The organism is Natronorubrum halalkaliphilum (assembly GCF_009834785.1).
GTDB classification, from domain to species: domain Archaea; phylum Halobacteriota; class Halobacteria; order Halobacteriales; family Natrialbaceae; genus Natronorubrum; species Natronorubrum halalkaliphilum.
The window spans coordinates 1-14,427 of record NZ_WUYX01000003.1; the positions used below are offsets into that span (position 1 = coordinate 1).

11 protein-coding genes and 1 pseudogene are annotated in these 14,427 nt (G+C 56.2%); 7 read left to right on the forward strand and 5 right to left on the reverse strand.

Translation table 11 applies throughout. The features are described from left to right. Positions 1-95: 95 nt before the first annotated feature. Positions 96-983 (forward strand): annotated as a pseudogene (locus tag GS429_RS00205) (LLM class flavin-dependent oxidoreductase); the annotation flags it as partial. 85 nt (positions 984-1,068) lie between these two features. Here GS429_RS00205 and GS429_RS00210 read toward each other — a convergent pair. Further along, complete coding sequence (locus tag GS429_RS00210; protein ID WP_160061537.1) at positions 1,069-2,241, reverse strand: MFS transporter; 1,173 nt, start codon at positions 2,239-2,241, stop codon at positions 1,069-1,071. Positions 2,242-2,435: 194 nt separating this feature from the next. Here GS429_RS00210 and GS429_RS00215 point away from each other — a divergent pair, with 194 nt between their 5' ends. Continuing rightward, entirely contained in the window at positions 2,436-3,116 is a 681-nt protein-coding gene (locus GS429_RS00215; RefSeq protein ID WP_160061539.1) for an MBL fold metallo-hydrolase, read from the forward strand. Positions 3,117-3,210: 94 nt separating this feature from the next. Here GS429_RS00215 and GS429_RS00220 read toward each other — a convergent pair whose 3' ends face one another. Continuing rightward, positions 3,211-3,735 (reverse strand): gamma carbonic anhydrase family protein, encoded by a 525-nt coding sequence (locus GS429_RS00220; protein ID WP_160061541.1) that lies wholly within the window; start codon positions 3,733-3,735, stop codon positions 3,211-3,213. Positions 3,736-3,847: 112 nt separating this feature from the next. Here GS429_RS00220 and GS429_RS00225 point away from each other — a divergent pair, with 112 nt between their 5' ends. Both GS429_RS00225 and GS429_RS00230 read left to right on the forward strand, forming a co-directional pair. Next, positions 3,848-4,591, forward strand: coding sequence for a nitroreductase family protein (locus tag GS429_RS00225; RefSeq protein WP_160061543.1), 744 nt, complete (start codon positions 3,848-3,850; stop codon positions 4,589-4,591). A 110-nt stretch (positions 4,592-4,701) separates the two neighbouring features. Next, positions 4,702-6,201, forward strand: a complete 1,500-nt coding sequence (locus GS429_RS00230) for an aldehyde dehydrogenase family protein (protein ID WP_160061545.1) — start codon at positions 4,702-4,704, stop codon at positions 6,199-6,201. A 123-nt stretch (positions 6,202-6,324) separates the two neighbouring features. Here the strand turns inward: GS429_RS00230 and GS429_RS00235 are convergent, their stop codons facing one another. Then, positions 6,325-6,816 carry an OsmC family protein gene (locus GS429_RS00235; RefSeq protein ID WP_160061547.1) on the reverse strand — a complete coding sequence of 164 codons (492 nt, stop codon included), beginning with the start codon at positions 6,814-6,816 and terminating at the stop codon, positions 6,325-6,327. A 161-nt stretch (positions 6,817-6,977) separates the two neighbouring features. Between GS429_RS00235 and GS429_RS00240 the strand changes: the two genes are divergently transcribed. Further along, positions 6,978-7,937: an amidohydrolase family protein gene (locus GS429_RS00240; protein ID WP_160061549.1), complete on the forward strand. Its 960-nt coding sequence runs from the start codon at positions 6,978-6,980 to the stop codon at positions 7,935-7,937. An 847-nt stretch (positions 7,938-8,784) separates the two neighbouring features. On the opposite strand, the gene GS429_RS00245 is transcribed toward GS429_RS00240, so the two are convergent. Beyond that, positions 8,785-9,615 (reverse strand): fumarylacetoacetate hydrolase family protein, encoded by an 831-nt coding sequence (locus tag GS429_RS00245; RefSeq protein WP_160061551.1) that lies wholly within the window; start codon positions 9,613-9,615, stop codon positions 8,785-8,787. Between the two features lie 265 nt (positions 9,616-9,880). Here GS429_RS00245 and GS429_RS00250 point away from each other — a divergent pair, with 265 nt between their 5' ends. Then, positions 9,881-11,116 carry an acetyl-CoA hydrolase/transferase family protein gene (locus GS429_RS00250; protein ID WP_160061553.1) on the forward strand — a complete coding sequence of 412 codons (1,236 nt, stop codon included), beginning with the start codon at positions 9,881-9,883 and terminating at the stop codon, positions 11,114-11,116. A 1,076-nt stretch (positions 11,117-12,192) separates the two neighbouring features. Further along, positions 12,193-13,476 (forward strand): amidohydrolase, encoded by a 1,284-nt coding sequence (locus GS429_RS00255; protein ID WP_160061555.1) that lies wholly within the window; start codon positions 12,193-12,195, stop codon positions 13,474-13,476. Positions 13,477-13,661: 185 nt separating this feature from the next. Here GS429_RS00255 and GS429_RS00260 read toward each other — a convergent pair whose 3' ends face one another. Beyond that, entirely contained in the window at positions 13,662-14,414 is a 753-nt protein-coding gene (locus GS429_RS00260) for an IclR family transcriptional regulator (protein WP_160061557.1), read from the reverse strand. Positions 14,415-14,427: the final 13 nt, after the last annotated feature.

The window sequence follows — 14,427 nt, forward strand, 5'->3', positions numbered from 1 at the left end:
ACTCACCATCTCTCTTCACGATCAGCGGCGGTCGCTTACCGTTGAGGTTGCGGTTTCAGTACCGAACTTTGTGAGGTACTGAGGTTGCGAACGATGTTGGATTTGATCACGTAAGTGCGGGGCAACACTATCTCTCGGAGTTTTCGCAGTTACAGTTGTTCCCCTTTCTCTCGCGACTTACGGCAGAGGTCGAGGACGTCGAACTCGCAACTGCAATCGTACTGCTTCCGTTTCATCACCCCGTCGATCTCGCCGAACGCGTGGCTACGCTCGACGCGCTTCACGACGGTTCGACGGTGTTCGGTGTCGGCGCGGGGTATCGCGACGTTGAGTTTTCCGCTTTCGACGTCCCGAAACGCGAGCGTATTCCGCGACTTATGGAGTGTCTCGAGCTTACGAGGCGGTTGCTCACCGAACGGAACGTTACGTACAACGGCGACTTCTACGCGGTCGATGGAGCGACGATTCCGGTGCAACCCGACGAACTCACGGTATGGATGGCGGCGAACTCGAATTCGGCAGTCGAACGTGCTGCGAGATGCGCTGATGCATGGTTGGTTAACCCACACGCGACGATTGGCGAGATACGAGCACAGAAGCACACACAGTACGACCCCATCGTGAGGTCTCGCGGTGAATCGACCCGAGCTCCAGTGATGCGGGAAGCGTTCGTCGCGGAGACCAGCGAGCGGGCGGTTTCGGTGGCACGGGAGCATCTCTGGAAGAAGTATCGACGATACGTCGACTGGGGACAGGATGAAGCGATGGAAGACGAGCGCGATCTTCACAGGCCGTTCGAAGAGCTCGCCAAGGATCGGTTCCTTCTCGGCACGCCCGAAGAGGTCTGTGAAGCTATCGAACGCTACGAGGATGAACTCGACGCGAGTCACGTCATCGTTCGATCACACTGGCCGGGGATGCCTTACGATCGAGTTCGTGAAAGCCTCGAGCTAATTGGTGACGAAGTGATTCCGTACGTCTAACGTCGCTCGACGTACAGACGATATCGGTTCCAAGCCGAACTCGAGACGACGGGTTATCGAGAACCGCCCGATAGCAGTTGATCGTTCAGTACCCTAACTCGAGCAAGTAATTAACGCCGAGAGCACAGAACGCGAGGAAGTAGAGCCCGGCGAGGATAATGAACGAAGCGCCCCACCCGAAGGCATCGGCGAAGAAGCCGAGGCCGACGGATCCACTTGCACCGAAGACGACATACACCGTTCGGACGAGACCGAATCCAATGTTTCGCTCGTCTTCGGAGAGTTCGTCGAGAAAGCGAGGATCGAGCGCCGGGAAGAACGCGGCACCGATGCCGATTAGGACGATTCCGACGCTCAACGCGAGAACACCGGACCAGGTGACGAGGATAACGAGCCCGCTCCCTCCAGCGATCATCGACCCGGCGAGAACGGAGTCTCGACCGTGACGATCCGAAAGCGAACCGATTGCGAGCTGAGCAGTTCCACGAACCACGAAATACGCCGAAAAGAGAACGCCAGCGAACCCTGCCGAGTAATCTCGGTACACGACGAGAAACGTGGGTAAGAACGACATGAGTCCTTGAACGACGAACGTCGACGTAATGGCGATAACGAGGGTGAACGCAATCGGTGGCCGTGAAAGAAATCTAACGATAGGACGGACGGTAAGCCGCTCGCGCATCGCCTGATCGGGACGGACCGGGTCAGTCGGACGAACGGACACATAAAAGAGTGCGAAAACGGGAAGTCCGACCAACGCACCGAGTGCAACTGCGGGTTGCCATCCGTACCGGATGCCGACCCAAGCAGCTGCGAGAGGTGCGAGGAAGCCGGCCAGCGGCGCACCGGCGGAATGCAAACCAACGGCCGTACCTACGTCGTCGTACGTCCGAGAGAGCAGTGCCGTCGCAACACTGTAATGCAATCCCGCGACTGCCCCGAGGGAGATCGTCGCGATCAAAAAGACGGCAAACATCGGCGCAAGCGCGATGAACAGGGACGCCAGTACGGAGCCACCGACTGCGATAAGGATAATCGATCGTTCTCCAAACCGGTCGGCAAGAATCCCGCTTGGATACTGGGACAACCCGTACGCAAGCCACATCCCGGTAAGAGCCATCCCGACCAGCGTATTCGACGTTTGAAAATCTTCGATGATGAGCGGAATGACGGGGCTGATCGTCAGCCGAGCAAAGAAAGTGACAAAAAATGCGAGCGTACACGATACGAGCACTGTCGTTTGATAGGACCATCGCATAAGCTGTGTTCAATGAATCAGTTGCAAGCACCGGCTACTCACGGAACGGTAATGACTGTATGGTGATCGGCAAAACCCGCTGGAACAGGACATCGTTGACCTAATACCCTACTGATCCGTCGGCCAACGACCGCTCTGAGTACCTCTTCCCTGCAGATACATTTACCTCGATGGGGCACAATGGATTCGTTACGATGCAACTCGTAGACGACATCTATCGATTCGACCTGCCACGCCCGGCGACGCCGCCAAGGGACTCGAAAATTGCCGGTGACGCAACGATCGACGAGCCGATCAGCGTCCACGTAATCGACGGAGAGCAAACGCTGCTGTTCGGGACGGGATACGAGTCGAGCGCAGACCAACTGATCGGCGACCTCGAGCCGCTTGGCGGCCCGGACGTCATCATCGTCGAACACGGCGATCCGGATCACTACGGAGCGGTCTCGTCGCTCCGAGACGCCTTCGGCGACGTAACTGTTGTGGCTCCTCGAGCGGATTCCGAGCCGCTCAACGACGCCGGAATTACACCGGAGGTCCGGATCGAGGATGGCGACGAGCGCTGGGGGATCACGGCGATTCACGCGCCGGGACACACCCCGGGAAACATGTCGTTCCTGCACCAGAAACGCGGCGTACTGATCGTCGGGGATACGTTCGTTCACGCCGACAGCCCGATTGCGGCGCGCGGTTCGTGGTCGGGACCGTTCGCTCCCATGCAGTTCGAATACAACAGTGACGACAAAGCGGCGAAACGGAGCATTCGAGCGCTGACCGACGAGCGATTTCGAATCGCTCTCCTCACACACGGAAGCGATGTTACGGACAACGCGGCGGATGCGCTCCGAACGATGGCTGCTGAGATCCCAGAGTGATCGTTTTCGCCTCGAGGCGCGACTGGAGATCTGCGACTCATAACTCAACCGACGGTCGCGGCAGAGGGTTGCCGTCAGTCGAGTAATTCGAGTCTCACTCTGGATCGCCGATCTGCCCCTCTTCGATAACGGTCGAGGATTCCGCGTGCTTCTTCGAGAGTTCGACGTATCGATCACCGGCTGCTGTCCAATCGGAATCTTCGACGGTTTTGACGACTTCGGCCGGCGAGCCTACGGCAAGCACGGAGTCGGGAATGACCGTTCCCTCCGTGACGACGCTATTGGCGCCGACGAGACTCTCCGAGCCGATAACGGCCTCGTCGAGGACGATCGCACCCATGCCGACCATGCTTTGGCGTTCGACGGTGGAACCGTGAACAATCGCGTTATGGCCGACGGTAGCGTATGGTCCGATATCTGCTCCTTCGTGAACGGTTGCATTGTCTTGTACGTTTGCACCTTCACGAAGGATAATCGGTTCGTTGTCCCCGCGGATGACGACACCTGGCCACACGCTTGCGTCGTCTTCGATCGTCACCTGTCCGATAACGACTGCGCGCTCGTCTACGTACGCCGAGTCAGCAATCGTTGGCGTTTCACCGTCGAATGAACGGATCATACTCTTTCCCACGAAAAACAGCGTCTTAACGGTTGGCATCAGCTTCGACCGTACCGGCAGACACCGCCAATACGAACAACACTTATTGGCATACCACTCGTTTAGAAAGCCGATGTCAGATCACGAGAGCAGGCACTGGAAACCGGAGACGGGATCGTACGAGGGGCTAAAAGAGATCGTCAGGGAGCGACGAATGGTCTACAAATACGCGTCGGATCCCGTTCCCGAAGCGGACATTGAGCGGATTCTCGACGCCGCTCGTTGGGCCCCGTCGGGACACAACTCACAGCCCTGGGAATTCGTCGTCGTCCGCGACGACGAGCGTCTCGAACTGCTCGCGGACGTCTTGAAATCACAGCGGAACTGGATGACCGATATTGACGAACGGTTTCCGGCTCACGGTCGCGTCTACCTTGATCAGGTACCCGTCGCAATCGTCGTTCTCGGGGACGTCCGAAGCAAATCGTATTTCCCGAACGTCGATAACTTCGGCGCTGGCGAGCGAGAGATTACTGATGCAATCTACCACGAGAGCATTGGGTGTTGTATGCAAACGATCCATCTCGCGGCAAAGTCGCTCGGGTACGGAACGGTCCACCTCACCGTCCGCCATCACAGTCAGGATCAGCTTCGAGAACTTCTGGATGTTCCCGAACAGTTGATGATTCACGACATCGTTCCTCTCGGCGTGCCGGCGGACGAAAACGCCGGTCAGAACGTCGACCGACAACCGCTCGAGCAAAAACTCCACTACGAAACGTTCGACGATTCGCAGTTCCGGACAAACGAGGAGTTCATCGAGGACCTCGAGGACCAGGGGAAACGGGTCCGCCTGATGCACGGCGATTCCAGTTGAGGTTCTGATTCACCCCGAGTCGGGTCCATCGCGAGGCGCGGTATTCGGGTGAGCCGATCCGTTCACCAGAAAATACTATAGGCCTTCGAGGCCACTACGTATCCGTAGTAATGACCGATCCAGTAACTGCTGACGACGTACGCTCCAGAGAGTGGGGCAACTTCATCGACGGCTCGTTTCGAGCGAGCGAAAGCAACCAAATGTACGACGTAGAGAACCCGGCGAACGGAACTTCGATCGCATCAGTACCGGATAGCACCGCCGAGGACGTAGATCTCGCAGTCGAATCCGCACGAGAGGCTGCGGTGCGGTGGCGGCGGCTCGACGCCCATGAGTGGGGCAACTATCTGTTGGAGGTCGCGGACGCGATACGGGACATACGGGAGGAACTCGTAACGATCGAGACGCTCGAGAACGGCAAACCGTTTCGTGAATCACGAAACGATGTCCGGGCGACGGAGAAAATCTTCCGCTATTTCGGCGGTGCGGCGGACAAGTTCCACGGTGAGACGCTTCCGGAAACGAACGGATTGTTCAACTATACGCTCCGCGAGCCCTACGGAGTCGTCGGGAGCATTATCCCTTGGAACTGGCCACCGATGCACACTGCTGACTTTACTGCACCTCAGCTCGCAACCGGGAATACGGTCGTCATGAAACCGTCGCCCGAAACGCCGCTCTCTACGCTGCGTATCGCCGAGGTGCTTCAAGATGTCCTTCCCGATGGTGTCGTCAACGTCGTCACTGGGGGGACCGAGCCCGGCGCTGCGCTCGCGGAACATCACGGGATCGACAAGATCGCGTTCACGGGTCATACGGATACCGGCACCATCGTCATGGAGTCGGCGGCGAAGACGATCACGCCGGTCACCCTCGAGCTCGGAGGCAAGAACCCGAACATCGTTCTCCCGGACGCAGATATCGAGCGTGCGGTTAACGGAACGTACGATGGGATCTTCTACAACCAGGGCCAGGCGTGCAGTAGCGGCTCTCGATTGCTGTTACACGAGTCGATCGCGTCAGCGTTCCTTGACGCGTTCTTACCGCTCGCAGAGGAGCTGATAATCGGGCCTGGAACGGACGAAGAAACGGATCTCGCGCCGCTTGCAAGCCAAAAACAGTACGACAAGGTAACGGACTACATCCGGATCGGAAAGGAAGAGGGTGCGACCGTCCTCTACGAAGGCGTGATTCCTGACGACCTCGAGGACGGGTACTACGTTCCGCCCGTGATTTTCGGCGACGTACAGCCAGATATGCGCATCGCCAACGAAGAGATATTCGGGCCGGTACTGTCGGTATTGACGTTCGAGACGATCGAAGAAGCGATCGAAATTGCGAACGATACGAAGTATGGACTAACAGCAGCGATCTGGACCGAGAATCTGGATGTCGCAAATCGCATGGCTCGACGGATCGAGGCGGGATACGTTTATCTCAATAACTTCGAGCGCGGTGCCGTTGGCGTTCCGTTTGGCGGCTACAAGCAGAGTGGAATCGGCAGAAAGCGAGGGTTCCAAGAAACGCTTCATACGTACACCAGAACGAAAGCAATCAAGGCGTCGATGGCATCGCCAGCGGAAGGCGAACTCGATTCGTACTTCGAGTAAGGGCCGCGACCGACCGGCTCGTCACATCATCGCAACCGAAGAGAACTGTTTTCGGTTCAGTACTGTGAGACGTTAGTTCCCTGTTCAGCACGGATGCCGCACCAACGATAGCTCGCGTCCGGGTTACGAATCTTCAACAGCAAGGGTGTCGGACGTATGTAGCGTGACTCCCGCATCGACGCTCTGCGAGATCGGACAGTGAGCCTCGAAAATATCGAGACACCGCGATGCGCGCGGCTCGTGTCCGGGCGGTACTTCGACGGTGATGTCGGTGTGGATATCGGTAATGCGGATATCAGCCGTTCCGGGCATGTCATCGGCAACCTCGACCTTTCCCTTCTTGCTCTCGACTTGAATTTCGATGTCGTATTCGTCGACCCGTCCCTTCTCGAGGCACTGCTTGAGCGTTTCGAGCTGACAGCCGCCGACCGTGGCCAACAGATAGTCGTGCGGGCAGGGATGCTCGTCCTCTCCGATATCGACGTATTCCGGTTCGTCGAAGTACAGTTCGTGAGTCCCTCTGAATATTCCACGCGGTGATTCACCATCAGACGCCGTAAGAACAGCATCGAACCCTTCGTGTCGCCACTTCTCCATATCTTCTTGCGAAGCCATACTATCTCATCTCGGTGCTGTAACAAAGGTCTTGTGATCATATAGCAAACAGTCTACTCTCTGCTTCCGAGTGGCCGGCCAACAAGTCGGTCCACTGTCGCGACACGAACGCTCGCGCTACCCGATACATACATTATATTGCATCAGCTAGAGTAGTGATGATGAGCGAGAACAGCAAAGTGATAGATTTCGGTGCACACCTGTATCCAGACCAAGTAATTCCCACAGGCCTGCAGGATCGCTTTCGGTCGACCGACGTCGAGCCGCGATTGAGCTGTCCGGACACCTTGCTCTCGTTTTATGACGACGCGGGCATCGACGCGGCGGTACTCTCTCAACCACCGTACATGAGCTCGACCGATGCAGCGGCGACGGCCGAGGCCAACGATCGGTTACTTGAAATTGTTGACAACAACGATCGGTTCTACGGACTCGCTGCGATTCCGACTCGAGCGGGCGGGGAGATCGCAGCAGCGGAGTTCGAACGCTGTCTCGAAAACGGCTACCACGGCGGGGCCATCGAGACGATGGCCGGCGAGAAAGGGTACGTGTACGAGGACGTTCGACCAGTATTTGACGTCGCTGAAGCGTGGAACGCACCGATCCTTGTCCACCCGAAACTTCACGAGTCACTCCATCCGAAAGTGCTCGACGAACGGTTCTATTTGAACCGGACGTTCGGACGCGAAGTGGCGCTGCTCGCCGATTTGTTTGCGGTCATTCACGGCGGCGTACTGGACCAGCACCCCGAGCTGGCGTTGGTTTATCACCACCTCGGCGGGAACGTCGGATCGATGATGGGGCGGATTCGCCTTCAGCTCGACCCAGAGCGTTGGCCAGACGAAAGCGATGCCAAATCGTTCGACGAATTTCGCACACAACTCCGCGAGCGCGTCTACGTTGACACCTCCGGATTCTTCGGCGACGAAACAGCGACACAGGCGGCCGTCGACGAGTTAGGGGCTGACAACGTCGTCTTCGGCTCGGATTACCCGTTCGAACCACGCACGCCAACGGAACTCAAGACGCTCGTAGAGAGCGCAGCAACGGCAGCCGGCGATCGATCCAGGGAAGTCTGTTTCGAAAATGCCGAGTCTCTCCTCGTAAACACCAGCCGTTAGTCATCCGAGTTGCCGATCGAATAGAGTACCTGATCTTCTCTCGAGTACGCACCCGTCGAGGCCTCCATGTCACACAGCCTCTTTGCCACTTGTTTACACTCCCCTTTCCATTCTGTGGAACTCGATATTTTGTCGAGAACGAAATTTGTGCTGCTCTCGCATCCAGTAGCCCTTGCTACGCTGTTCAATTTTCACTATCCGATATTCCATATTACAGGATTGACAATGACAACTAATACCAAGACTCACTCTCTTCTATTCAGTGTATTTATGGTGTTTCTCGGTAAGTAACCGTAACATTGTTAAGATATGCTTCTTCTGTAGCTTTACTTTCCCAATACCGTCCATTTTGATGCGGGGAATCACTGTCCGATTTGGTATCTTGATCGGAGCCGAAAGTCAGAGCAGCTTCCTCGTCACTAATTACAAAGGTACGAGTGTAATTTAGAAACTATCGATTGTGTTTCGAGAGGTGATTCACCGGAACCTTCGTCTCGGACACTCCGGCGTGGGTACAGTGACGAGACAGCTCTACTGGCAATTAACTCCCTATACCGGCACATGAACGGAAAATTCCGCATATCAGAATGGTCCTTCGGAGAACCGCTGATCCCTGAATGCACTGTTTTATGGCCGTTGAGGATCTCCTGTTCGGGTATCACAGAACCGATGACCGTTCTATAGTCTCAACTGAATCGATTTACACGCCAATCGCACTGTTCACGGTTCTCACTCACTGCGCTCGTTCAGAACCGCGGTCTCATCGTGCGATCAGGTTACACTGACTTTCAGTGGCTACTATCGGTACAAGAGTGCACAAAAGTACGACTTCCTGTGTCGTTCGGTATTACGATTCCTCGACGATCTGGTTTTGAAGCGCACCAATGCCCTGAACTTCAATCGTCACTTCATCGCCGGGTTCGAGCAGAAGCGGTGGATCTCGGTGGACGCCGACTCCGGGTGGTGTTCCTGTTGCGATCACATCGCCCGGATACAGTGTCATCGTCTGCGAAACACTCTCAACAGTGGTCGGCACGTCGAAGATCATCTGCTCCGTCGAGGACTCCTGTCGCACATCACCGTTAACGAGAGCACGAATTTCTCGATCGGTGGGATCGAAATCATCGGCGGTCGCCATCGCCGGCCCCATCGGAGCGAAGGTGTCGAAGGATTTTCCACGGAAGTACTGCGAGAAGCCGTACTGTACGTCGCGTGCAGTGACGTCGTTGAACGCCGTGTAGCCTGCAACATGATCGAACGCGTCAGTAGCATCGATCCGGTGGCCAGCTTTTCCGATTATGATTGCGATTTCGGCCTCGTAATCCAACTGTTCGATATCAGCAGGATGAACCACCGGTCCGTTTGGGTCGTTCACGGCTGATGTTGCCTTCGAGAACAGAAGGGGTTCCTCCGGTACTTCGTTTCCTCCTTCTTCTGCATGGTCACGATAGTTTAGCCCGAGGCAGATGATCTTTCCAGGCCGCTCGATCGGGGCTCGGAGTGTCACGTCTTCCGTGTTAATCTCAACACCGGTTGTCTCCACATCGGCAGATCCTCGAGCGGCGGCGACGATCGGGGGAATCTCGCCGTCTCCGTCTACGTCGAGTTCGGAGATTGTCTCTCCTTCCAGTACACCGATTGCTTCTTTCTCGTCATATGCGTATCTAACGAGTCGCATACTATACTCATTATCAGCACGATTCATAAATCAATCGTCTCTCAACAGCGTCCCGTTCATACTGTGTTGATGAAAAGAGGCACAAGTTGACGGTCTGTATTTCCCCTATCCATTACTTTGGCGGAATTTTAACGTTTGCTGGGCAGAGGAAAGTGCTATTTTGCGGAGAACTATCGTTTCCACTGAGCTAATTCGGGAGCTTTCGGGACGACTACAGCTGAAGCGCAAAACATATTACTTCTTGGCCTGCGTACCGGCACTCGTGATGACTCCCCTCGAGACAGCCTTGGATACCGTATCGCCAAATCCCGTTTTCGTTTTCGGTAACCACCACACGGAACAGGGTGTACAGTCGCTCGTAGACTCCTCGATCGAAGAGGGGACAGCCGTGTTCTATCCGATCGGATCGGTCCAAGATCACGGCGAAGCGATCGTTGACCTCGGAACTGAGCCGGGCTGGCGTGTGCTGACGACGTTCGTCACACCTCCGCTCGTGGACGCAGTCGCCGAGGGAGCCGTCGAATACGTCCCGGTTCGCGCGAGCGATCACACCGCATTTGTCCGTCAACGATTTGCGGACCGTCACGTCGTTCTCGTGTGTCACGTCCCGTCTACAACCGTAGACGGTGCGCACACGTTCGGTCTCGCTTGTCCCCACGCACCGGAACTGTTCGACTGGGCGGATACGACCGTCGCGGTAAGGAACGACGCAATACCCGTTGTTTCTGGGCCTACACGTCCGGTTGACTCATGGGACATCCGCGTCTCGACGACCGAACCGTTGCCGTCGTTTCGGACCAACCGGTCGCCGATAGCCGACGAGATCGGTGAAAACGTCGCGTCGTTGGTACCCAATGGAGCAACGATTCAGCTTGGTATCGGATCGATTCCAAATGCGGTTTCGAGATCGCTCTCGGGTAAGTCAACACTTTCAGTCCACTCAGGCGTCATTTCCGACGGATTACTCGCTCTCATCGAATCAGGAGTTGTCTCCGCAAGTCCCGACAGGCCTGCGATCACCTCACAGGTGATCGGCGAAACGGAAACATTCTACGAGCGCCTCGAAAATCAGGATGCATTCGAACTCAAATCCTCTGCTACCGTTCATGACCCCTGCACTATGGCCGCCCACGAGCGGTTCGTTACGATCAACGGTGCGATCGAAGTCGACCTTTCTGGGCAGGTGAACGCGTCTCACATTGGAACAACTCAGTACGCGGCACCAGGTGGATTACCGGATTTTGTAGAGGGTACGAGACGATCGCCGAACGGGAGTAGCATCGTTGCTATGCAATCTCGAGCGAACGAGGAAACACCGAAAATTGTCCCCAATATCGGGGCTGGTGCTCGAGTCGATGTTTCGCGAACGAATGTCGATTATGTCGTAACGGAGAACGGTATCGCGGACCTTCGCAACAACACTCGAAGCGAACGTGCTGAGGCCCTCATCGAGATTGCGCATCCGGACGATCGGCCGCAGCTTCGAGCTACAATATCGTAACTAGCCCAGAAGAAAAACCGACAGCGACCCCGGAACCGATTAGAATTAATCACTCACTATTACACGCAAATTGGTCGAGAAGTAATCGCCCGTCGTTAGTAGTTCGAAACTGAATAAGTGTTCGAAGACAAACAAATTAATAACTTCTGCTAAGCCTCTTCGAGAGGGGTCTATTTCGACGAATCGTTATTCACATGACGGACGCGAAGTCGGTTTGAGTCGCCAGTTGCTGGTGTCGCTGCTCGTTGCGCGATGGTCACGTCCTCGTCGAATTGGTGGCAAGAGCGATCACTGTTCTCGCCGATCATCCTTATAGTAGCCACTGAACCGATTCGTACAGTGATCACAACGTACTCGCCCGATCAGGTATGCATTGGCGTTCAGCAAATAGAAACACGCGCGGTCGCGTTGTCCGGGTGATCTGACAGCTGGTCGCGTACCAGACGGGAATCATGCGATACCCGCTCAACGTTTTTTGGTCCGATATGATCCGTTTCTTGTACCTCACCACGTGCTGTCTCTGTCGTATTGTTTACGCGTTGTTGCCGCTAAGAGCTGTTGTGGGCTTCTTTCCGTTTACGTTGCCGAGAGCATCTTGTAATTCTCCGATAGCGATTTCGTCGAGAAGCCACTACGCCACCAATTTACTGTGTAGAAACTTCTAACGGATTCCATAATACCGATCGAAGTGAGGTTGTCCGAGAGTTAGAATTGGAAATAGCCAGGTCGTGACAAATTACAGGGGTACGTCTGTAATCTTCTACCAATTGTGAAGTTCGATGCATCGACATGAGACGATTGCTGGTAACACACTTCGAGGTGTGTCGCTCGAGTGCGTCCCATCGTATCATAACTCCTGTGAGGATAGTCACCGAGGAACAGTAGACATTCCGCAGAGAGGAACCCGTGGGCGAGACGTCCATCTTCGATTCAGACGGTCTGCTGTACCGATATACCGGTATATCCACAGACAAGTGCGATTGTGCCGGTAATGGTTTCCATCCCGATTCCGGTTGAATTGCACGCCTCTGCGTAGGAATAACAACTATTTTATCGGCACTGTCCGAACTGTTTCCATGGACAACTTCGTTGACCCGGAGAGGCTTGCCGATCTCCGCCGGGACTTCCACCGGCGACCCGAACCAGCGTGGCGAGAATTCTGGACGACCTGTCGAATCGTGGACGAACTCGAGCGTCTCGGCGTCACTGAGATCCACGTCGGACCGGATGCGCTGGCGACGGAGCGACGGGTGGCCGTTCCCGACGAGGAGGAACTCGAATTCTGGTTCGAACAAGCGCGATCGGCCGGCGCTCGCGAATCGACGCTCGAACGCCTCGAAGGCGGCAACACGGGTGCGGTTGCAGTACTCGAACGAGGGGATGGACCCACCGTTGCGCTGCGCGTCGATATCGACGGACTGCCGATCGAGGAGGCGACAGATAGCGATCACACACCCGCCGCGGAGGGGTTCCGTTCGCGCCATGCGGGGACGATGCACGCGTGCGGACACGATGCCCACGCGACTATTGGTCTCGGCGTGCTCGAGGCAGTTGCGGAGAGCGATTTCAACGGAACTCTCAAGGTGGTCTTTCAGCCGTCCGAAGAGCGAATCGCCGGTGGCGAACCCGCTGCAAAGAGCGGCCATCTCGACGATGTCGACGCATTGATAGCGGTTCACGTGGGGTTGAACCATCCAACCGGGACCGTGGTTCCGGGCATCGAGGGATCGTTGGCGGTCCGTCAGATGGCGGTCACTTTTACCGGGTCTCCCTCTCACGCTGGCGCTCAACCGAACGAAGGAAACAACGCGAATCAAGCGCTCGCGACGGCGGTGACGAATCTCCAGGGGATCGCTCGGCACTCGGATGGCATCACCCGGGTCAACGTCGGCGTGATCGAAGGCGGGACAGCCGTCAATGTCGTTTCGGAACGAGCGTACATGGAGGTAGAGGTACGCGGTGGGACGACTGATCTCATGGAGTACATGGCTTCGGACGCCGAACGCGTGATCCGATCGGCAGCCGAAATGCACAATTGTGAGTTCGAGATCGAACCGCAGGGAGGTGCCCCGAGCATCGAGAGCGACGACCGGCTCTGTAACCTCATCGCGACGGTTGCAGACGATCATCCATCCGTCGATCGCCTCGTCGAGACGGATCGCCTCTCCGGGAGCGAAGACGCTGCGCACCTGATGGCGGAAGTTCAGAATCGAGGCGGGATCGCAGCGTACGTCGGCGTGGGGACGGACCACCCGACGGGACATCATACATCGACGTTCGATGTCGACGAGACGAGCCTCGGAATCGGTGTCGACGTCCTAACCGAAGCCGTACTCGCACTAAACGAGTCCGATAATTAACGCCGTTCGATCTTTCGTGCGGGTCCGTTGTCACCTCGCTGGGTGCGACCATCGTTTCTCCGCTGGAGCGGCCGCAGGACGGCTCGGGGTCGCTCCGATATATCGGGATAGCGAACTGCGCCGATACGTTGTAGTAGGTCGATTTTGGAGTGTGGTTCATCGTTTTCTGAAGCCGGAACCGACCGCTACGAGAGTTTCATCTGTAGTTCGAATTCGTTTGCGATCCCCAGTATCGTCTGTGGCAGCGAACCGTCGAGCCACTCTTCTTGCATCTGATTTACCGGTCCCGAGACGCTGAAGGCACCGACGACCGTTTCGTCTGCATCGAAGACGGGAGCACCCACAGCTCTGACCCCGGAGATTTGTTCTTCCATATTGAGGGCGTAGTTGCGGTCTCGGATGGTTTGTAGTTCCGCTTGTAGCTCCTCGGCGCTCGTTATCGTCTGCGGCGTAAACTCCTCGAGTTCGAGCTCTGCAACGTTCAACGTGTCGTCGAACGCCAGGACGACTTTGCCGGCGGCGGTCGCGTGAAGCGGGACCCGTTTTCCGATCGTCGATTTCGTCCAGAGTCCGTGCTTTCCGGCGGCGGTATGGATATAGACCCCGACATCGTGTTCGGCCACAAGGAACACTGATCGGCAGTTGGTCTCTTCGGCCAACATTTCGGTGTATTTTTTTGCGCTGTCGTACAGCGTTTTTCTCGTGTGGACGTACTCACCTAACTGGAGAAATCGCAGTCCGAGATAGTAGCGTTCCTGCTCTCGGTCGACGTACCCCATCTCGGAAAGCGTCGAGAGGTGTCGATGTACCGTACTCGGTGCGACGTCGAGATGTGATGCCAGCTCCGAGACCCCCGCGCCATCGAGTTCGTACAACGCCTCGATTACGCTGAGCGTGATCTCCGAGGTTTGTAGCCGATCAATGCGTTGGTTACTCATACCACTGCATTCT